General features: G+C 62.5%; 20 protein-coding genes. 7 read left to right on the forward strand and 13 right to left on the reverse strand.

The features are described from left to right. Positions 1–24 precede the first annotated feature (24 nt). The 7 genes from ACOAP0_RS02945 to ACOAP0_RS02975 all read right to left on the reverse strand — a co-directional run bounded on the left by ACOAP0_RS02945 (position 25) and on the right by ACOAP0_RS02975 (position 6,390). Complete coding sequence (locus ACOAP0_RS02945; RefSeq protein ID WP_498375659.1) at positions 25–357, reverse strand: FlxA-like family protein; 333 nt, start codon at positions 355–357, stop codon at positions 25–27. A gap of 69 nt (positions 358–426) precedes the next feature. Continuing rightward, entirely contained in the window at positions 427–1,722 is a 1,296-nt protein-coding gene (locus tag ACOAP0_RS02950; protein WP_498375658.1) for an acetyl-CoA hydrolase/transferase family protein, read from the reverse strand. A 159-nt stretch (positions 1,723–1,881) separates the two neighbouring features. Continuing rightward, positions 1,882–2,325: an SgcJ/EcaC family oxidoreductase gene (locus tag ACOAP0_RS02955; protein WP_498375657.1), complete on the reverse strand. Its 444-nt coding sequence runs from the start codon at positions 2,323–2,325 to the stop codon at positions 1,882–1,884. Beyond that, a complete protein-coding gene (locus tag ACOAP0_RS02960; RefSeq protein WP_498375656.1) occupies positions 2,322–3,059 on the reverse strand; it encodes an alpha/beta fold hydrolase in 738 nt (245 codons plus the stop codon). Before ACOAP0_RS02960 ends, ACOAP0_RS02955 begins: the two co-directional genes overlap by 4 nt. Continuing rightward, positions 3,056–4,228: an ABC transporter substrate-binding protein gene (locus tag ACOAP0_RS02965; RefSeq protein WP_498375655.1), complete on the reverse strand. Its 1,173-nt coding sequence runs from the start codon at positions 4,226–4,228 to the stop codon at positions 3,056–3,058. The genes ACOAP0_RS02960 and ACOAP0_RS02965 overlap by 4 nt, the downstream gene beginning before the upstream one ends. A gap of 135 nt (positions 4,229–4,363) precedes the next feature. Beyond that, on the reverse strand, positions 4,364–5,575 hold the full coding sequence (locus tag ACOAP0_RS02970) for a LysR family transcriptional regulator (protein WP_498375654.1): 1,212 nt from the start codon (positions 5,573–5,575) through the stop codon (positions 4,364–4,366). A gap of 5 nt (positions 5,576–5,580) precedes the next feature. Continuing rightward, the gene (locus ACOAP0_RS02975; protein WP_498375653.1) at positions 5,581–6,390 is read right to left on the reverse strand and encodes a phytanoyl-CoA dioxygenase family protein; all 810 of its coding nucleotides are present in this window, start codon (positions 6,388–6,390) and stop codon (positions 5,581–5,583) included. A gap of 102 nt (positions 6,391–6,492) precedes the next feature. Between ACOAP0_RS02975 and ACOAP0_RS02980 the strand changes: the two genes are divergently transcribed. Together ACOAP0_RS02980 and ACOAP0_RS02985 are read left to right on the forward strand one after the other, a co-directional pair. After that, entirely contained in the window at positions 6,493–6,663 is a 171-nt protein-coding gene (locus tag ACOAP0_RS02980) for a hypothetical protein (protein ID WP_157673054.1), read from the forward strand. A 171-nt stretch (positions 6,664–6,834) separates the two neighbouring features. Further along, complete coding sequence (locus ACOAP0_RS02985; protein ID WP_498375652.1) at positions 6,835–9,444, forward strand: bifunctional diguanylate cyclase/phosphodiesterase; 2,610 nt, start codon at positions 6,835–6,837, stop codon at positions 9,442–9,444. Positions 9,445–9,575: 131 nt separating this feature from the next. Here the strand turns inward: ACOAP0_RS02985 and ACOAP0_RS02990 are convergent, their stop codons facing one another. The 6 genes from ACOAP0_RS02990 to hutU form a co-directional block, all read right to left on the reverse strand. Further along, positions 9,576–9,914 (reverse strand): HNH endonuclease, encoded by a 339-nt coding sequence (locus ACOAP0_RS02990; protein WP_498375651.1) that lies wholly within the window; start codon positions 9,912–9,914, stop codon positions 9,576–9,578. Beyond that, complete coding sequence (locus ACOAP0_RS02995) at positions 9,914–10,147, reverse strand: BLUF domain-containing protein (RefSeq protein WP_498375650.1); 234 nt, start codon at positions 10,145–10,147, stop codon at positions 9,914–9,916. The genes ACOAP0_RS02990 and ACOAP0_RS02995 overlap by 1 nt, the downstream gene beginning before the upstream one ends. A gap of 106 nt (positions 10,148–10,253) precedes the next feature. Beyond that, on the reverse strand, positions 10,254–10,667 hold the full coding sequence (locus ACOAP0_RS03000; RefSeq protein WP_498375649.1) for a hypothetical protein: 414 nt from the start codon (positions 10,665–10,667) through the stop codon (positions 10,254–10,256). 156 nt (positions 10,668–10,823) lie between these two features. Next, a complete protein-coding gene (locus ACOAP0_RS03005) occupies positions 10,824–12,482 on the reverse strand; it encodes a hypothetical protein (protein WP_498375648.1) in 1,659 nt (552 codons plus the stop codon). Between the two features lie 43 nt (positions 12,483–12,525). After that, a complete protein-coding gene (gene hutH / locus ACOAP0_RS03010; RefSeq protein WP_498375647.1) occupies positions 12,526–14,073 on the reverse strand; it encodes a histidine ammonia-lyase in 1,548 nt (515 codons plus the stop codon). Between the two features lie 16 nt (positions 14,074–14,089). After that, entirely contained in the window at positions 14,090–15,775 is a 1,686-nt protein-coding gene (hutU, locus tag ACOAP0_RS03015; RefSeq protein WP_498375646.1) for a urocanate hydratase, read from the reverse strand. Between the two features lie 79 nt (positions 15,776–15,854). On the opposite strand from hutU, the gene hutC reads away from it, so the two are divergent. The 5 genes from hutC to ACOAP0_RS03040 are packed head-to-tail and all read left to right on the forward strand — an operon-like array spanning position 15,855 to position 20,596. Continuing rightward, entirely contained in the window at positions 15,855–16,583 is a 729-nt protein-coding gene (gene hutC, locus ACOAP0_RS03020; RefSeq protein WP_498375645.1) for a histidine utilization transcriptional repressor HutC, read from the forward strand. Beyond that, entirely contained in the window at positions 16,580–17,176 is a 597-nt protein-coding gene (locus tag ACOAP0_RS03025; protein ID WP_498375644.1) for a HutD/Ves family protein, read from the forward strand. Before hutC ends, ACOAP0_RS03025 begins: the two co-directional genes overlap by 4 nt. Then, positions 17,173–18,402, forward strand: coding sequence for an imidazolonepropionase (hutI, locus tag ACOAP0_RS03030; RefSeq protein ID WP_498375643.1), 1,230 nt, complete (start codon positions 17,173–17,175; stop codon positions 18,400–18,402). Before ACOAP0_RS03025 ends, hutI begins: the two co-directional genes overlap by 4 nt. Then, the gene (hutG, locus tag ACOAP0_RS03035) at positions 18,399–19,220 is read left to right on the forward strand and encodes an N-formylglutamate deformylase (RefSeq protein ID WP_498375642.1); all 822 of its coding nucleotides are present in this window, start codon (positions 18,399–18,401) and stop codon (positions 19,218–19,220) included. The genes hutI and hutG overlap by 4 nt, the downstream gene beginning before the upstream one ends. Further along, on the forward strand, positions 19,217–20,596 hold the full coding sequence (locus tag ACOAP0_RS03040; protein ID WP_498375641.1) for a formimidoylglutamate deiminase: 1,380 nt from the start codon (positions 19,217–19,219) through the stop codon (positions 20,594–20,596). The genes hutG and ACOAP0_RS03040 overlap by 4 nt, the downstream gene beginning before the upstream one ends. Position 20,597: the final 1 nt, after the last annotated feature.

Genomic DNA, 20,597 nt, shown 5'->3' on the forward strand with positions numbered 1-20,597 from the left:
CCAGAAGGCCACTGATCGAACCGATCAGGCGAAGGTATCGAGCCGACTGCCCAGCGTCGAGATCCCGCGTTGGGTTTTGCTGCGTTGGATGCTGGCGTCCTCCGCCTTGCGCGTCTGGGCCTCCTGCTGCTCCTGTTGCCGCGCGCGCTGAATGGCAGCGATCTGCGCCTGCACCATCTGGATCTGGGCCTGCAGCAGTTTGACCTTCTCCTTCTTGGCCTTGGCGTCCAGGTTGGACGTGGCTACGCTCTTGAGCTCTTCGGTCAGCGAGCGCAGCTGCTTCTGCAGCTTGGCAATATCACTGGCACCCGCGCTGGAGGAGGCGGTGCTGGATGAAGACGAGGCAGAAACTTGCATACGGTCTCTATCGACCGCTGGACGAAGAAATGAAGATTTACCTCGCCTCACGTTCCCCCGTTTGCAGTTTCACAAAATCTTCAGTTGCTTGGCCTGCGCGGTCAGCTCGTCGCGGAACTTGGGGTGAGCAATGGCGATGAGCGCTTGCGTTCGCTGCTTCATGGACTTGCCGCGCAGCTGGGCCACGCCGTATTCGGTGACCACGTAGTTGATGTCGTTCTTGCTGGTGGTGACGTGGGTGCACGGCGACAGCGAGGGCACGATGCGGGAGATGGTGTCGTCCTTGGCGGTGGACGGCAGCACGATAAAGGCCTTGCCCCCCTTGGACCGGTTGGCCGCGCGCACAAAGTCTGATTGCCCGCCGGTGCCGGAATACGGCGCATGGCCCAGGCTCTCGGAGCCGCACTGGCCCAAAAAGTCGATCTGTAAGGTGGCGTTGATGGCCACCAAGTTGTCGTTGAGGCCGGCAATGGCCGGATCGTTGGTAAATTCCACCGGGTGCATCTCCAGCCCCGGGTTGCGGTGCATAAAGCGATAGAGCTTGGCTGAACCCAGACCGAAGGTGGCCACCATTTTTCCGGGCATGAAGTTCTTGCGCCGGTTGGTCACGGCGCCCGCCTCCACCAGCGTCATGATGCCGTCGCCAATCATCTCGGTGTGGATGCCCAAATCCTTTTTGCCGGTGAGCTGCATCACCACCGCGTCGGGGATGCCGCCGTAGCCGATCTGCAGGGTAGAGCCATCGTCAATCAAATCAGCCACGTACTTGCCGATGGCCTGCTGCACCGGCCCGATCTTCGGCAGGCCCACCTCCATGACCGGCGCATCGCTCTCCACCAGCGCCGCCACTTGCGAGATGTGCACATGGCAGTTGCCAAAGGCAAATGGCACGTTGGGGTTGACCTCCAACACCACGGCGCGGGCTTTTTTGACGGCCGCCATGGTGTAGTCCGCACCCAGGCTCAGAGCAAAAAAGCCGTGCTCGTCCATGGGCGACGCCATGGCAAACACCACGTCTGCCGGCATCTGCCCACGCTCGATTTGCGCCGGAATTTCCGAGAAGTAATTGGGGATGAAGTCAATCCACCCCTCTTGCCCGCCAGCCCGTGTGGCCCCGCCAAAAAAGAAGGCGACGTGGCGCACGTGTTCGGTGGTGGCGGGGTCGATGTAGCCGTACTTGCGCATGGCCAGAATCTGGCACACCTTCACATCGCGAAAGCTGCGCCGCTGCTCTGACAGCGCGGTCAGCAAACTGGGGGGCTCGCCCACACCGGTAGGGACGATGATGGTGTCGCCATCACGCACCTGCCGGATGGCTTGGTCGGCAGATGTGCGCTTGTGTTCGTAAGACTGCTGGTGCGTCATGGGGGGGCCTGCGAATGGGTTGAATTTTTAGAATCTACCCATTCTTGGCCCTGTAACTGACACAGTGCTTGCCCTTGGTACATCACACCAACCAGTTGCAAGACAAATAGGTGGTTGGCGCCTGTGGAATATGCGCAAGCAGCTACTTAATTGATAGCATCAAACTTCACGCCGGAACAAGACAAAGTGCGCTTCCCGCCGGCGGATGCGCCACCCTTCTGCACTGAACTCCATCGCATCCACAAACTCGCCCACCTGACTGAGCGCATCGGCCGCCCGCCCTTGGGGCGTGAGCGGCGCGCTATGGCTGCCGGACCAAAGCAGCACCTTGCTGCGGACCAAGGCCGCAGCGCCATCCGGCTGCAGCCTCACCAACTGGTTACACACCAGGTGCTGGGTCAGCCGGTCCGGATCGCGGGCGGCATAGGCTGCTGCGATGGCGGCCCGGCCTTGCAACAGGCTGCCATCCGGGCGCACCAAGGTGCCATCAGCCACAAAGAGTGCGGCGAACGCATTTGCATCTGCACGGTCCACCGCGTCTGCCGCTTGCAGCACCAGCGCACGGCAATCGGCCTCTGCGGCGTAGCGTTCCATGGCGTTCATGGGCCCTCCCCGGTTTGCATCAGCCAGCGTGACAGGCTGGCCGCCACTGCATGCGGCTGCTCCATGGGTGCCATGTGGCCGGCGTGTTCAATCAAGTCCAAGGCCGCGTGCGGCACAAAAACGCGCATGGCTTCGTGCTGCGCAGGCGGGGACCACGCGTCTTGCGCGCCACATTGCAGCAAGGTCGGCACGGCTACGCTGCGCAGCACCTCGCCGGCATCCGGCCGGTGCAGCAAAGCTTGGATCTGGGCCTCAAACACCTCGGCACTTTTGCGCGCGAACATGGCCACAATGCCCTCTATCAACTCTGCATCCATCAGCCGATCAGGGGCCACCATACCCTGCACCCAGGTTTGCGCCATGCTGCGCACGCCCTGTGTGCGGGCCATCTCCAGCAAGGCGTAGCGTTTGCGGGCCTCCTCGTCCCCAGACCCGCCTGCAGCCCGTGGCGTATGACCGGTATCCAGCAAAGCCAGGTGGCTGACCCGCTGCGGGGCCAACCGCACCACTTCCAGCGCCACCCGGCCGCCCATCGAATGACCGGCCAACGCGAAGGGCCCCTGCGGTGCTCCAGCCAACACCGCCCCGGCCATAGCCTGCAGACTGTTGCAGAGCCCGTAATCCGCCACCCACGGTTCCCAGCCGGCGGGCAGGCCGGAGAGCGATGGCGCCCATACTGCTGCATCGCACATCAAGCCGGGCAGCAGCACCAGCGTGCGGGCCGCAATGCTCACTTGGTCGCCTTGGCGGGGTCTTTCACCGCAGTGAAGGTCTGGACCTCGGTGTTCCAGAGTTGGCCACCGGTTTTTTCCACCTTGCGCACGTAAATGTTGTGCACCACATCGCGGGTTTGAGGGTCAATCAGCACCGGGCCGCGCGGGCTTTCAAATGACTGGCCTTTCATCGCCTGCAAGAGCACTTCACCCCCCGCAGCTTGCGTGGCCTTGGCGGCCTCGTAAATCACGCGCATGCCGTCATAAGCACCTACGGCCATGAAGTTGGGGCGCAAGCCGTTATTGGCCTTGCCATAGGCTTCCACAAAGCGCTTGTTCAGGGCCGAGTTGTGCGCAGCAGAATAGTGGTGCGCGGTAACAATGCCTACCGCCACGTCGCCCATGGCTTCCAGAATGTCATCGTCCGTCACGCTGCCTTCTGCAATGACGCGGATACCGGCTTTGTCCAGGCCACGTTCAGAAAACTGCTTCATCAGCGCCGTGCCCACACCCGCCGGTACAAAGGTGAACAGCGCATCCGGCTTGGCGTCACGCACCTTCTGCAGGAAAGGCGCAAAGTCCGGACTGCGCAGGGGCACCCGCAGCGCCTCTACCACCACACCGCCCTGCGCCACAAAGCGCTGGTTGAACCAGGTCTCGGAATCGACACCGGGTGCGTAGTCGGTTACCAGTGTGACCACCTTGCGCACATCGTTCTTGATAGCCCAATCCGCAAGGATGGTGACCACCTGCGGCACCGTGAAGCTGGTGCGCACGATATAGGGCGATGCCTCGCTAATGCTGGAAGTGGCTGCCGCCATCACCACCATGGGGGTTTTGGACTGGGTAGCAATGGGCGCGCTGGCCATGGCCAAAGGGGTCAGCCCGAAGCCGGCCAACACCTGCACTTTGTCGTTGACCACCAGCTCTTGCGCCAGCCGCTTGCTCACATCGGGCACACCGGTGTCGTCCTTGATGATGAGCTGCACTTTCTTGCCGGCTACCGTGTCGCCGTTTTGCGCGATGTAAAGCCGCGCTGCGTTTTCGAGTTGCTTGCCGGTAGATGCAAAGGGCCCGGTCAGGGGCAACAGCAACCCGATTTTGAAAGTGTTGTCCTGCGCCCAGGCAGTGCCCAGACTCAGGGCCAGTGTGGTGAGCGCCGCAGCGCGGATGAAGGAACGCTTTTGCATGGTGATGTCTCCGGATTTTTGTGGGTAGCGTGGCCATACCCCCTGAGAGGCGGGGTGCCACTGCAGTGTGCAATCCGGAGTAGGTTGCGTCCAATGCAAAGTCTTGCCGACCTATGCATTTTGCTTATGTCCGCACTATGACCCCAAACTGCGCCCGACTTCGCGCAGCAGGCCTTGCCACTGAGCGGCGGCAGGGGTTGGCAGGTAGCCTGCGCGCCACAGTACCCCGATATGGCGTGCGTCCTGTGGCACTGCCAGTGGCAGCTCTACCAGGAGTCCGGCTGCGATTTCGCGGGCCATCTGGCGGGGTGACATCAAAGCAAGCCGGTCGCTGTCTTGCAAAAGCGCCTGCATCAGCATCGCGCTATTGGCGCGCAGCTGGGCAGTGGGTACGGGCAAGCCGGTGGCGTGGACCATGTGGTCAAACGCCCTCTGGGCCGGGGTGTCGGGCATGGGCATCACCCACTGCGCCTTGTGCAGCGCGCTCCAGGCTATGCGTTTTCTTGTCGCAAACGGATGCCCTGCCCGTGCCACCACTGCCAGCCTGTCATCAAAAAGGCACTCCTGCTGCAGATCCGCATGGGGCGGCGCATGGCGCAAGGCGCCGACGATGCAGTCCAACTCGGCGTTGCGCAATTGGGCGACCAGGGCGTCGAAGGTGCCATCGATCAACACCAGCTCCACACCGGGCTCCCGGTGCAACAGCTGCTCTACCGCCGGTGCCAACAGCATGGTCGTGGAGAACGGGAGCGTGCCCACCACCAGACGCCCCTGCAGGGTCGCACCGGCGCGCGGCCACTCTTCCGCGGCTTGCCGCAGTTCGGCCAGAGCCAGGCGACAGGCGCGCACCAGGGCGTCGCCCGCGTCCTCCAAGCGCAAACCGGTACGGGTGCGAACGAACAAGGTGGCCGCACTCAAGTGGGCCAGCTGTTGCAGGCTTTGGTGCACTGCAGGCTGGCTGACCCCGAGCTGCTGGGCCGCGCGTGCCTCGCTGGCACCCGCAGCTACCGCAAGCAATACCTCCACATGGCGGGCCGCTACCCCGAGGGCCAGTGGGCTCTCGTGCCAGCGCGTCGTTGCATGCCGGGTCCGGTGCTTGTCCGCTTCCGCAAAGAGCTGCAAAGCTCGCGCCGCACGCAGAGCGAGTTGTTGGCCCGCCGCCGTGGGCAGCATGCCGCGACCAGCCCGCTCGAACAAGGCGGTACCGGCCACCGCCTCCAGCTGCTGCACAGCTCGGGCCACCGAGGACTGCGCCACATGCAACAGGGCGCCGGCCCGCTGGGTGCTGCCGGTCTCCACCACAGCAGCCAGCGCGCGCAGCAGACGCCAGTGGGGCAGCAAGTCCATGAGCGTTAGCCGAGGTTTAGCAAGGGAAACAGCGCATCGTCCATCACCGCGCCATCCGGCAAACGATCTGCCAGCCCGGCAAACGGGGGCGAGGTGCGCCAGCTGCGCACAGCGTGGCGGGCATCGTCGCCCAGATAGCGGGCAGAGAACACGCGGCGCCGCGTCCCCGGCCCTACCCCGCTGCTGGCGTGCAGGGCCAGCATGTGGAAAGCGACGGCATCGCCGGGCTCCAAGGCCCAGGCGAGTTGCTCAAACTTTTCAGGGTGTGCATCGATGGCAGGCAGCTCGGCCAGCGTGCCTTCAGGAAACCACTTGGCCTGCTGGTCGCGGAAGGTGCGCGGCATGTACCAGGTGCCCGCGTGCGAGCCAGCCACAAAGCGAAGCGTGCTCTCCAGGGGCACAGGGTCCACGGGTATCCAGAAGCTCACGTTCTGCCGGCCGGCCACGTTGTAGTAGGGCTGGTCCTGGTGCCAGGGGGTGGGTTGGCGGGTGCCCGGCTCTTTGACCAGAAGGTGGTCGTGGTAGATGCGCACCGTGTCGCTTTGCATCAGCTGCGCGGCGACCAAGGGCAAGGCACTGTGCTGCATGACGGCGGTGTAGTCCGGGTTGTGCTGCCAGGTGCAAAAGTCTTCGACAAAGCGGCCCGGGTCGTCCGGCTGGCTGGCCACCAAGGCCAGCGGGCTCAGGTGCGCCAGGTTGTGCTCGATGCCACGCTCCAGCTGCGCCACTTCAGTGGGCGTGAGCACACCGCGAAGCACCACTGCGCCGTAGCGTGCGTAATCGTGAACGGTGTCGGGCGGCAGGGTGTAGCGCATGGGATGCAGAGGCGAATGATGAATGGAAAGCAGTTTATCTGCCACCCTTCGTTGCCGGAACGAATCTACCGTCAGTTAGACTGGGCTAAAGGAAACATCACTATGGCCGGCGTATTTGGCAAAGACCCCAACATGAAGCGAAAAGGTAGCCGGGAGGAGCTGGACCGCATCATGGCTGAGCGAGCCCGCAACAAGGAAGCTGCCGCAGCCCGGTTCAAGCTCAAGAAGCCTGCAGCTGCAAGCACCCCGAAGGCAGAGACCCCCAAGGCTTGAACATACTAAGCGTCTCAGTAGCCGCTGCCTTGGAATAGAATTTTTTTCTGCCGGAAGGGTATTCGGCGTCGCACTTTTCAATCGAAAATGGAAGTGGTACTGTCTCAGCAAGTTGGCAAACAACCTATTCGGAATTGAATGCTCATTGACTCACCCCCTTCCCCGCAGCCAGTGAGCAAATTCGAATCTGGAAAATTACAACGTTTTCCACACTCGGGAAAACTGGATGCATCGGACACCTTGAAGCGAGTTTCGCTCGTCGTCGGGGTCGTCATCCTTGTTTGCGTTTCTGCGGTCATTGCGCTGCTGATGCACATGGGAAGCAGCCAGTCGCGCCTGTCCGCCGAAGACTCGCGCCGACAGTTCGCCAGTTTGTTGGAGTTGCAATCCCGTCAACTCTCCGTTCAAGCTCTGGACTATTCCAATTGGGATGAGTCCATAGCCGCCCTGCTCGTGAGAGAAGATAGAGCGTGGTGGAGCAAAAATGCAGGCGAATACGCGATTTCGACTTTCGAACTCGCATTCAGTGTGGTCTTCGATGCCAACAACCGCATTCTTTTCGACGCAAAGCAAAGTGACAGAGACATTGACCTTGAGCAATTGAGCAAAAGTGATGCGTTCAAGAAAGTTCTCTCGCAAGCCAGGTCTCGCCCGCTGGAGGGTGCTGCCACCACCGTTTCAGCCACCGGCTTCGTGCAACTGAATGGCCAGCTTTATGCGGTTGCTGCGGTGCGCTTCCGACCCGAAACCAGTACCTCTCCGGCCAATCCGGAGCCGGATGCACTATTGGTCTTCGGAAAGTCTGTGGCCGAATCTGTACTCCCCATCACTGCCGACGTCATGGGTCTCCCGGGGCTTGAAATTGTTCAAGAGGTGCCCGCCGGATTTACCGATGTCCCCATTCCGTTGGCGGATTCGACTCGTTTCGGTTTCGTGGTCTGGCAACCTCGGGCTCACTCCCAAAAGCCGATTCAAGACATCCTTCCCTGGGTTGGGGGACTGCTGATACTGGCTTTGATGGCAGTGATTTATGCGGGGTTGCATGCTCAGAAGCTGATGAAACAGATCCTGGAAGACTCCCGCCAACGAGTTTCCCTGGCTGAGCGGAATCGATCCGTTCTGAATGCAGTGGACGACGCCATCCTTGGCATTGACCTGAACGGTACTGTGACCTTTGCGAACCCTTCTGCCTCCAACTTGCTGCTTCTGACCAGTGATGACATCCTTACCTTGGAAATCAAAGATCTGCTGCCGTTGGAGTACAGCGGTCCCTTATTGGCTTCATTGAACAGCGGACAGCGATGGAGCAGCCTATCGTCGACTTTGATTGATTCAAACGGTAGACGGTTCCCAGCAGAGGTCTCCTGCACGGTCGTTCGCTATAACGACAAGATCAGAGGCGGTGTCATTGGTATCCGCGATATCAGTGAGCGTAAATTTTTTGAAGATCAGCTGTACCTGAAAGCCAACTTCGATACCCTCACAGGCGCGCCCAACAGGAACTACTTTGCCGAATACGTCGGCAACTGCTTAATGGTGATGGGCAGTGATCAAAGTGGTTCCCTCATGCTGGTCGATATTGAGGGTTTCAAAAAGATCAACGACTCCATGGGGCACGATACGGGCGATTTGTTGCTGAAATATGCCTACGAACGCCTCGTCGCAACCGTCGGCCCGGCCAACATGGTGGCGCGTTTTGGAAACGATGAGTTTGCTGTCTGCCTTGGGGGCTGCAAAAACCAGGCAGAAGCCGCAGAAATTGCGCAAAAAGTGTTGAACGCGTTTTCAGAGAGTTTCAACGTTCTGGGGCATGTCGTCTGGGCCGGTGCGAGTATCGGAATATCAGTTTTCCCCACAGATGGAAGCACTCCAAATGACCTGCTACGGCGTGCCGAGATGGCCATGTACAAGGCGAAGAGCCTCGGAAAAGATGAGTTTTCCTTCTACTCTGCGGAATTGGATGTAGACACTCAGAGCCGAAGAACTTTGGAAGTGGACCTGAGACGGGCACTGGCCCAAAATGAACTGGAGCTTTTCTACCAGCCCATTGTGACTATGGGTTCAGCCGCCGTTTCGCATGTCGAGGCACTTTTGCGTTGGCGCGATCCTCAAAAAGGCTTGATCAGTCCGGACACGTTTATCCCTTTGGCAGAAGAAACTGGTCTGATTGTGGAAATGGGTGTTTGGGTATTGGAGGAAAGTTGCCGGCAATTGGCTGCTTGGCATAAGGCAGGACTGGACGCCCATGTCGGTGTTGCCATCAATGTATCAGGCAGGCAAGTACCCCGAGGGCTTTCTTTGGCCTGCATTACGGAAACACTGAGTCGTTACGGACTTGATGGATCGCAGGTCAGTTTTGAGATCACGGAGTCTGTACTTCTGGACGGCTCCGGCACAGTTGCAGAGTGGCTCAGCGGAGTCCGCAACCTCGGTATACGACTGATGATCGATGATTTCGGTACAGGATATTCGTCACTCAGCTACCTCAAGCACCTCCAAGCGGCTGCTCTGAAGATCGACAAGAGCTTTGTATGGGGGGTCGCCGGCGAGTCGGAGAACAAGGAAGACCAGTCTTTGGTCCTGGCCATTATTTCCATGGCCCATAGTCTGGGCTTGCCTGTGATCGCAGAAGGTGTTGAAACTAATGAGCAGGCAGATTGGCTACTCAGAAATCAATGCGATTTTGCTCAAGGTTACTTGTACGGTCGCCCTTTACCGGCTGAGAACTTCCGTTCATCCATTGTTCCCCTCAGTTTGTTGGAATCGCGCCCTTTGGCGTGAGGCTTTCGGCAACCAATTCACGTCAACAACGAATCGTCTACAAGGCAGCTGCAGCAGCCAGGTTCAAGCTTAATAAGCCTGCAGCTGCAGGCACCCCGAAGGCATAGACCCCCAAGGCATAAACCGCCCCCTTACTTGCTACGGATGCGTTGGCTTTTTCGCGTGCGCTCCATGAAGTCATCGGGCCTGGTTCTGACCCAGGCCACAAAAGACGCCATGTCCGGGTGAGCCAGCAAGGCTTCCACCGAGTTGAACTGTCTGGCCAACTCGGTTTCCGTGAATAGCGCGTGAATCTGGCGGTGGCATATCCGGTGCAGGTATTCAGTGTGCCTGCCGCCCTTGGACTTCGGAATCAAATGATGTGCGTCGCGCTGAGCCGGAGGAATCTTGCGTTCACACAGCGGGCACCTGAAATCCACTGGCACTTCCTGAACCCGCTCTTGCTGAAGCAGGCGCCTGATCCGGCCCATTACAGAATGGCAGGGTCTTTGTGCCGGGAGTCTTTCAGGATACGGTGGTCCAGCGCATTCACGGCGGTCCGGTCCCCCTCCAGCTGCTGCAGGAAGATGCCATTGGACAAGCACAGTGCGCCCGTGATGCCCGCAGCCTGGTTGTTGCGGGCAGAAATCAGCAAGATGTCTTTGACATCGCCCGGGCCGAGGATGGCGGCAGTGCGGCTTGCGTAGGTGCGCTGGATGAGCATGGGTGTTGGCGTCCTTGGTTCAATTCATGATAGCCAGACACTCCACTTCTTGCCCGTCACACCCGAGTGACCTCTGAAGGTGCTTGCGGACCGGCCCGTCAGGCCCTTACACCTTGACGCTCGTGCGCAGCAATGCGGTCCGCAACTCGCGGGTGGCTGGAATTGAAACATCCACGCCCTGCACCGCGAGGTCGAATGGTGAGCCCGGCTTGATGCAGGCAGGGAGCAGTTTTTTGACGGGAGTCACATTGGGGTGCTTGCTATCGGCGGGGCACATGCGCACACCAAATCCGAATTCCTCAAGCACCCCTTTGGCATACAGCTCTGCCAATTGCTGAAACGACACAAAGGTGGAACGCTTCACGTCTTTTCCGTTCGGCTCACGGACGCTGCGAACGATCTCGAACTTTCCCAGCGAGTCCCGCTGCGTATTCGTAAAGGGATGCACCACCAAGGTCACACGGAGGCCTCCTTTGGGGGGCGCCAGCGTGTGCTCGACGGCGATATCAGTTAGCAACATGTCGTTTTCCTTGTGAATCCATGGGCCGCATTCTGCCGCCTGTAGTGACCCGCTACCGCCTTCCACAGGCACCTTCGGTATCAAATAGGCCTCCAGCGCACGTGGAATATGCGGGAGCAGCTTCTATTTTGATAGCAAAACGTCTGTCCAAGCCACTCAGTCGCGGTCCCGATCGCGCGCCCAGATGGCAGCAAAGGCCTTCAGCTTGGTCCACGGGCTTACGCGCTCTTCTGACAGCACATCCAGAAAATCTGACAAGCGCTTGGACTTGGCCATGGTGTACACGGTGAGCGCAATGGTGACCACAAACACCACGGCAAACACCAGTACCTTGCGGGACATGGGGGCGTCTGCCTCGGACAGCAGGTTCATGCCCAAAAAGCCGGTGGTAATGGTGCCGATCAGCCCCAGGATGGTGACCACCGTCAGGCGCACCACCGTGTTGGCCTGGCGACGCAGGCTGTCGGCCTCCAGGTAATTGTTCATGTCGGCAATGCGCTCTTTCACCTCGGCGTACAGCGGGTCCAGCCCGAGGTGCTGGGCGCTCTTGGCAAACAGCGCGCGGGTTTGGGCCTGCTCCGAGATTTCGTGAAACCAGTAGCGATGGGTAAAGCGCAAAAAGCTGGCAAAGCTGCTGCGGATGCTGCGCTTGAAGGTACGCACGCTGCCGGGGTCGCTGATGTTGAGGTTGCGCAGGGTTTCGGCCAACCGGTCTGAAAACATCAAGAGCGCAGCCTTCTGAAAGTGCGCAATCAAAAAGAGCAGGAAATGCTGGTGCCGGAACTGCGCCAGCACACCCCGGTCGCGGCAGGAATAAAACGGGCTCTTGGCATCGCCCACCACCACCAGCGAGTGGCCGGTGCAGAGGTAGCGGGTGTGGGGCGCGGCGCCACCGGCGGACCAGAACCGGTCGTAGCAATAGCGCTCCTCAAAGTCTTGCAGGTGGTCGTTGGCGAAAGGCAGCGCCGCTTCGCCATCGGCACGGCCCGCACCGGTGACCAAACCGAGGCGCACAAAGTCACTGCGACTCAAGGTCTGGGGGTCGTCTACGGCCAAATAGCCCAGCAAGGGCATGCGGTAGTACTCGATCTGCCGGTAGCGCAGTGCACCCACCTGATCGGAGTGGTCGCTCACCAAGGGTTGCAGCAGCCAATCCCAATGGGCAGCAATACGGGGTGCGCGGTGGCGGGCCACATGCGACATGAACAGATCGGGCTGCCCCGCGTCGGACTGCGCCAGCACCTGGCCCTGTGCGCCCAGCCACTCGGCCTGGTGCAAGCAATGCTGTGCCTGCCCCTGCGCATCCCAGCCCGAGGGGTAGCCGCGGCCGAAGCGGTATAGCAACTCTTGCGCATGCGTGAGCGGCAAATTGTCCCCCGCCACCTCCACATTGAGCAGCACCAGGTCCAGATCCAAAAAGAAATACAGGTCCACGTGCACCACGCTCAGGGTGATGGCCTCCATTCCGGGGCGCAACACCACGCGCACCGCGCTCACGTCGTGCCGGCGGAACACCCGCATGGGCGAGCCGTGAACCTGCCCTCCACCTTTTACATGGCCCTCGCCGTAAAGAAAGCGCTGCACATACGGCAGGAAGGTCACGAACTCGTTGTAGTGCCGCTCATGAAAGTTGCAGGCGTCGCCGGTGTATTCGTCCACCACTTCTCGCCAGGGCGTGGCGTCCCCCATGGCGGACAAGATTTCCCAGGGCTTGGAATGCCGGGCCTCAGCCCCCCTTACCGGCATCAGCCGCAGAGGCCACAGCAAAATTTGACCGAAATGGCGAACGCAGTGGGGGGCTTCAGGCGTGTGCATGGCGGCCAGTATCGCACTGGCCGCTCGCATTGAAAATCGGGCTTTAACCCGGAATCCAGAGGGCCGGCAAGCCGCCCAAAGGCTTCAACAGCCGGGCCACCGCGCCGCCCTGTACCAGTTGGGTCGCATGCGCAATGTCAGGCGCCAGGTAGCGGTCCACATGGTGGGCGGCGATGTCCTTGCGCAGCAATGCTTGCACCTCTTCCAGGATGGGCGAACTGGTCAGCGGGCGCAAAAACTCGATGCCTTGCGCCGCCGCCAGCAACTCAATCCCGAGGATGTGCGCGGTGTTGTGGATCATGTTTTGCAAACGTCGCGCGGCAAATGTGGCCATGGACACATGGTCTTCCTGGTTGGCGCTGGTGGGCAGACTGTCCACACTGGCGGGGTGCGCCAGCGATTTGTTCTCAGACGCCAGCGCGGCAGCGGTGACGTGCGCGATCATGAAGCCGCTGTTCAGGCCTGCATCGGCCGTCAGGAAAGGCGGCAGGCGCGACACGCTGCTGTCGATCAGCATGGCAATGCGGCGCTCGGCAATCGCGCCCACTTCGGCAATGGCCAGGGCCATGCCGTCCGCCGCCAGGGCCACCGGCTCGGCGTGGAAGTTGCCACCGGAAATCATGGCGCCGTCTTCGGGGAAGACGAGCGGGTTGTCGGTGACCGCATTCGCCTCTATCAGCAGCACGCGGGCCGCGTGGCGCAGTTGGTCCACGCAGGCGCCCACCACCTGCGGCTGGCAGCGCAGGCAATACGGGTCTTGCACGCGGTCGTCGCCCTCGGCGTGGCTGGCGCGGATGGCGCTGCCCTTGAGGAGTTCACGGTAGTACTGGGCCACGTCGATCTGGCCGGGCTGACCGCGCACGGCGTGGATACGCGGGTCAAACGGGCCGTCGCTGCCACGGGCGGCATCCAGCGTGAGCGCGCCAATCACCAGCGCGGCCTCCAGCACCGGCTCGAAGGCCAGCAAGCCGTGCAAGGCCAGCGCGGTTGAGGTTTGGGTGCCGTTGATCAGGGCCAGCCCTTCTTTGGCTTCCAGCGTCAACGGCGCAATGCCGGCGGCTTGCAGGGCCTGCAGTGCGGGCACGCGCTTGCCATCCACCAGCATGTCGCCCTCGCCCATCAGCGCCAGGGTCATGTGCGAGAGCGGCGCCAAATCGCCCGAGGCGCCCACCGATCCTTGCGAGGGCACGCAGGGCACCAGGCCCGCGTTGTGCACCGCCAAAATGGTGTCCACCACCACCTCGCGGCAGCCCGAGTAGCCGCGCGCCAGACTAGCGGCCTTGGTAGCCATCATCAGCCGCATGATGGGGGCCGCCAGCGGCTCGCCCACGCCCACGCTGTGGCTGCGGATCAGGTTGCGCTGCAAGGTGTCGAGCTCGTCTTTGTCGATGCGCTTGTTGGCCAGCTTGCCGAAGCCGGTGTTCACGCCATAGACCGGCGCGTCGCCATCAGCGGCGGCCTTGACCAGTGCATGGGCGGCGCGGATGTTGACGCGGGCGGATTCGGGCAGGCTCAGCTGGCACACGCCGGCGTGGATGAGGCCGAGTTCGTCCAGCGTGATCTTGCCGGGGTTAAGGATGAGAGAAGTCATTCCGTCGTCTTTCTGGTTATTTCGTCAACATGGGCAGGTTCATACCTTGCTCGCGGGCGCATTGCTTGGCGATGTCGTAGCCCGCATCTGCGTGGCGCATCACGCCGGTGCCGGGATCGTTCCAGAGCACGCGCTCCAGGCGCTTGGCAGCAGCGTCTGTGCCGTCGGCCACGATGACCACGCCGCTGTGTTGGCTGTAACCCATCCCCACGCCACCGCCATGGTGCAGGCTCACCCAGGTGGCGCCACCAGCGGTGTTGAGCAGTGCGTTCAACAAAGGCCAGTCGCTCACTGCGTCCGAGCCGTCTTGCATGCTTTCAGTCTCGCGGTTGGGTGATGCCACCGAGCCACTGTCCAGATGGTCACGGCCAATGACGATGGGGGCTTTGAGCTCGCCGTTCTTCACCATTTCGTTGAAGGCCAAGCCGGCGCGGTGGCGCTCGCCCAGGCCGATCCAGCAAATGCGTGCCGGCAGACCCTGGAAGGCAATGCGCTCGCCCGCCATGTCCAGCCAGCGGTGCAGGTGCGCGTCTTCAGGGAACAACTCTTTCATCTTCGCGTCCGTCTTGCGGATGTCTTCCGGGTCGCCACTCAAGGCCACCCAGCGAAACGGACCCTTGCCACGGCAGAACAAGGGGCGCACATAGGCGGGCACAAAACCGGGGAAGTCAAACGCGTTCTTCACGCCCTGGTCCAGTGCCACCTGGCGGATGTTGTTGCCGTAGTCCACCGTAGGAATGTCCATGGCCTGAAAGTCCAACATGGCCTGCACATGCACTGCGCAGCCTTGTGCAGCTGCCTGGCGCAGCGCAGCGTGTTGGGTGTCGTCCGCCTGCGCTGCGCGCCACTGCTCTACCGACCAGCCGGGTGGCAGGTAGCCGTGCACCAGGTCGTGTGCGGAGGTCTGGTCGGTGACCATATCGGGGCGCGGGCCACCGGCGCGGGCGCGGCGCACCATCTCGGGCAGCAGCTCGGCGGCATTGCCCAGCAAGGCCACCGACACCGCCTTGCCTTCAGCCGCATAACGGGCCATGCGCTGCAGCGCGTCGTCCAGATCCGTGGCTTGCTCGTCCACATAGCGGGTCTTGAGTCGGAAGTCGATGCGGCTTTGCTGGCACTCGATATTCAGAGACGAGGCTCCGGCAAAGCTGGCCGCCAGCGGCTGCGCGCCCCCCATGCCGCCGAGGCCGGCCGTCAAAATCCATTTGCCTTGCAAGCTGCCACCAAAGTGCTGCTTGCCGGCTTCCACAAACGTCTCGTAAGTGCCTTGCACAATGCCCTGGCTGCCGATGTAGATCCAGCTGCCGGCCGTCATTTGGCCATACATCATCAGGCCCTTTTTATCCAGCTCGTGAAAGTGCTCCCAGGTCGCCCACTTGGGCACCAGGTTGGAGTTGGCAATCAGCACCCGGGGCGCGTCGGCATGGCTACGGAACACGCCCACCGGCTTTCCGCTTTGCACCAGCAGGGTTTCGTCTTCATTCAAGTTGCGCAGGCTCTCGAGGATGGCATCGAAACACTCCCAGTTGCGCGCGGCCTTGCCGATACCGCCGTACACCACCAGCGCATCCGGGTCTTCTGCCACTTCAGGGTCCAGGTTGTTTTGCAGCATGCGGTAGGCGGCCTCAATAAGCCAGTTCTTGCAATGCAGGGTGGTGCCATGGGGTGCGCGCACGGGCCGGGCTTGGGAGGGTGCAGACATCTTCAAACTCGCTTTCAACAAAAATGCAATGTCGCGGAGTCTACTTGTCTAGACATGCCTATGCAACTACAATTTGCTGATGGTTTCCACCACACCTACCCCCTCAGGCGCTGCGGCGCCCTACACCCACGTCAAACACTTTTTGATGGAAGGCCTGTCGCAGGGCCGCTGGACGCCGGGCAGCCAGATGCCCTCCGAGTCCGAGCTGGTGCAACAGTTCAAGGTCAGCCGCATGACGGTGGGCCGCGCTATCCGCGAGTTGCAGGCCGAAGGCTTTGTGACCCGGGTACAGGGCGTGGGCACCTTTGCGGCGCATCTGGCGCGGGTGTCGTCCACCCTGACTATCAAAGACTTGCACGAAGAAATTGCAGCCCGTGGCCACCAGCACCAGGCACGGGTCGTGCTGTCACGCGAGGAGCTGGCGGTGGAGGGCCTGGCCCAACAGCTGGGCCTGCCGCTGGGGGCGCCGGTGTTTCACACCCTGATCGTGCACTCCGAGAATGGCGTGCCGCTGCAGTGCGAAGACCGCTACGTGAACCCCGCCTGCGCGCCCGACTATTTGAGCGTGGACTTCAGCCAGACCACGCCCACCCACTACCTGCTGGAAGTCGCCCCCCTGTGGGAGGCCCAGTACTCCATTGAGGCTGGCCCACCCAGCCCCCAGGAGGCCGAGCTGCTGGGCATCACGCCGCAGGACCCCTGCCTCATCATCGTGCGCCGCACCATGAACCGCGATGTGCCCATCACCCTGGCGCGCCTGGTGCACCCCGGCACCCGCTACCAGATTCAAGGGCAGTTCAAGCCATGACGCTCCGCCTCATCCACGCGCAGGACTGTGCTCCCCAGCCCTGGCGCAACGGCGGCGGCCAGACCCGCGAGTTGCTGGTGTGGCCCCCCATGGGCGAGTGGCAGCTGCGCATCAGCCGGGCTGACATTGCGGCGGACGGCCCCTTCTCTGCTTTCCCCGGTGTGCAACGCTGGTTTGCCGTATTGCGAGGCGCGGGGGTGGAATTGGCGTTGCCCATGCCGCAGACATTACGTGCCGGCGATGCGCCGCTGGAATTTGACGGTACCGCTGCGCCCGACTGCCGCCTGCTGGACGGCCCCACCCAAGACCTGAACCTGATGGCGCGCCAAGGCCAAGGCTACATGCAGGCAGCCATTGCGGGACAACCGTCGCACATTCCGCTGGCCATGCGCGGCCTGTACAGCACCGGCGCCGGCACATGGAGCGACGGCGCACGCCAAATACATATCAGCGCCCACACCCTGCTGTGGGACGAGACGCCTGGCACCGCCCCGTGGACGTTTACGCCAGACGCCAGCGCAGAGCCCATTAAGGGCGCACCGGCGTACTGGCTGGTCTTCACCCCGGACACAACTGAGGGAGCTACACCATGAGCCTTACCCACACCGCCACCACGCTGTGGCACCACGCCCGCATCGCCAGCCTGCATGGCAGCGAACCCTGGGGGTGGCTGGAAGACGGCGCCATGCTGACCCGTGGAGAACACATCCTCTGGTGTGGCCCGCGCTCCGAGCTGCCTGTCGAACACAAGCAAAGCATCACGCAAGAGATAGATTTGGATGGTGCCTTGGTCACTCCGGGCCTGGTGGATTGCCACACCCACCTGGTTTATGGTGACGACCGCGCAGCAGAGTTTGAAATGCGCTTGCAAGGCGCCAGCTACGAGCAAATTGCACAGGCCGGCGGCGGCATACGCTCCAGCGTGGCCGCCACCCGTGCCGCCAGCGAAGCCACCTTGCTAGCAAGCGCCACCCGCCGCGCCCGCAGCCTGATGGCCGAGGGGGTGACCACCATCGAGATCAAGTCGGGCTACGGCTTGAGTCTGGAGGACGAGACACGCTGCCTGCGCGTGGCGCGCAGCTTGGGAGAGAGCCTGCCCTTGAGCGTGCGAACCACCTACCTGGGCGCCCACGCCGTACCGCCCGAATTTGCCGGACGTAACGACGACTATGTGGATGCCGTTTGCGCCTGGATGCCCGAGCTGCATTCCCAAGGGTTGATCGATGCAGTGGACGCATTCTGCGAAACCATAGGCTTCAGCCCTGCCCAAACGCGACGCGTGTTTGAAGCGGCACGGGCCTTGGGGCTACCCGTCAAGCTGCACGCCGAGCAGCTCAGCGACCAGGGCGGCGCAGCGCTGGCGGCCGAGTTCGGCGCCCTTTCGTGCGACCACCTGGAGCACCTCAGCGTTAACGGCATACGCGCCATGCAAGCCGCTGGCACCGTGGCCGTGCTGCTGCCAGGCGCCTATTACTTCTTGCGCGAAACCAAGTTGCCCCCCATGGAGGCCCTACGCGCCCATAGCGTACCAATGGCCATCGCCACCGACCACAACCCCGGCACCTCGCCCGGCTTGTCGATGCTGCTCATGCTCAACATGGCCTGCACCTTTTTCCGCCTGACGCCCGAAGAAGCCCTGCGTGGCGCCACAGTGCACGGCGCACGCGCCTTGGGCCTGCACGACCGGGGCACCTTGGCCGCCGGCCAGCGGGCCGACTTCTGTGTGTGGAACCTGGACCACCCCCGCGAACTGGCCTATTGGTTCGGCCACAACCCTTGCCGCCGCACCATCGTGGGCGGACTGGAGCGCACCCTGTGACACAAGCCAACCCCCAACCCATTCACCACCCCACCTTTACTCTCACGCCCGGCAGCAGCCCCCTGCTGGTGAGTTTTCCGCATGTGGGCACCGACATCCCCGACGCCATCCGCAACCGCCTGGTGCCCCGCGCCCATGCCGCGGAAGACACCGACTGGCATTTGGAGGCCCTCTACGCCTTTGTGCGCGACATGGGCGCCGGCACCCTCGTCCCGCGCCATGCACGTTATGTGGTGGACCTGAACCGCCCGCCCGAAAACGCGCCCATGTACCCCGGCGTGAACAACACCGAGCTGTGCCCCAGCCGCTTCTTTAGTGGTGAGCCGCTGTACCTGCCGGGCCAGGAGCCCACCGAATCTGAAGTCGCCCAGCGCGTGACGGACTATTGGCGGCCGTACCACGACGCGCTGGACGGCGAATTACAGCGCCTGCGCACGCTGCACGGCCACGCCGTGCTGTTTGATTCGCACAGCATCTGCTCGGTACTGCCTTGGCTGTTTGAAGGCCGCCTGCCGGACCTGAACCTAGGCACCGTGAATGGCAGCAGCGCCGCACCAGCTCTGCGCGAGCAGCTATCAAAAGTATTGCAAAACCAATCTGAATTCACCCAGGTGGTGGACGGCCGCTTCAAAGGCGGCTACATCACCCGGAACTACGGACGCCCAGCGGAGCAGGTGCACGCCATCCAGCTGGAAATGGGCTGGCGCTGCTACATGGCCGAGGAACCGCCCTACACCCTGGCACCAGACCGCGCAGCCCGCGTGCTGCCCGTGCTGCACGCGCTGGTGCGCACCCTGACCGACTGGAGGCCCGCATGAGCGAGCACGTTTTTTGGGCCCCGCAAGCCTGGGTGAATGGCCGCTGGGAGCGCGATGTGTGCCTGGAAGTTGACGCACGCGGGCACTGGGCGGCCATCACGCCGGGCGTCACCCCAGCCCCCACCCACGCCACCGTGCTTCCGGGGCCGGTGCTACCGGGATTGGTGAATGCGCACAGCCACGCTTTCCAGCGTGCCTTTGCCGGCCTGGCGGAGCGGCGCGAGACGGAGGGAGACGACTTCTGGTCCTGGCGCGACCGCATGTATGGCGCGGCCCTGCGCATCACCCCCGCTCAGATGCGGGCCGTTGCAGCCCAGCTGTACGTGGAACTGCTGCAAGGCGGCTACACGCAGGTGTGTGAGTTTCATTACCTGCACCATCAAGAAAGCGGAGCGCCCTACGCCGATGAGGCCACCATGGCCTGGGCCCTGGCCGACGCGGCACAGGACGCAGGCATGGGCCTGACACTGCTGCCCGTGCTGTATGAGCGGGCCGGCTTTCAACAACCGAATCTGCGACCGGACCAACGCCGTTTTGCCGGCACCCCGGACTTCATCGCCCGCCTGCAGGCCAAGGCCCAGGCCAGCGGCCGCCCGCTGCTGAATGCGGGCGTGGCCATCCATTCGCTACGGGCTGCGTCAGCGGCATCCATTGACGCCTTGCTGGCCCAGGTGGGCGATGCAGATATGCCCATCCACATTCACGTAGCCGAACAAATGCAGGAGGTGCGCGACTGCCTGGCCGCCACCGGCCAGAGCCCCATCGCTCACCTGGCGCAACGCTTTTCCATGGATTCCCGCTGGCAACTGGTGCACGCCACCCACACCGAGGCTACTGAGATAGACGCCGTGGCCCGCAGCGGTGCCGGCATCGTGATCTGCCCCAGCACCGAAGGCAACCTCGGCGACGGCTTTGCTGACCTGCCCGGCTGGCTGGCCGCAGGCGTGCCCATGGCGCTGGGCTCAGACAGCCATGTAGGCCGGCAATGGAACGAAGAAATCCGATGGCTGGAATACGGCCAACGCCTGCGCCTGCAACAGCGCAATGTGGCGGCAGCGCCGGGCCATCAGCCGGCTACCGCTGCGCGCTTGCTGGACGCTGCCGTACACGCAGGCGCGGCCGCCAGCGGCCATGCGAACTGGGGCCTGCAAGTTGGCGCACGCGCCGACGCTCTGGTGCTGGATGTGCTAGCCCCCGGCCTATTGGGCGTGCCAGGCTCGCACTTGCTGGACGCTTTGGTATTTGCTACGCACCCACCGGCCATCCGGGATGTCTATGTGGCAGGCCAGCACGTGATCCGCCAAGGGCAGCACCCCGCGCAAGGCGCCGTGGCGCAACACTTTGAAGCCGCGATGCGGGAGTTGTGGGGGACTTGAG

It is taken from the genome of Curvibacter sp. Hmag1.1 (assembly GCF_059769165.1).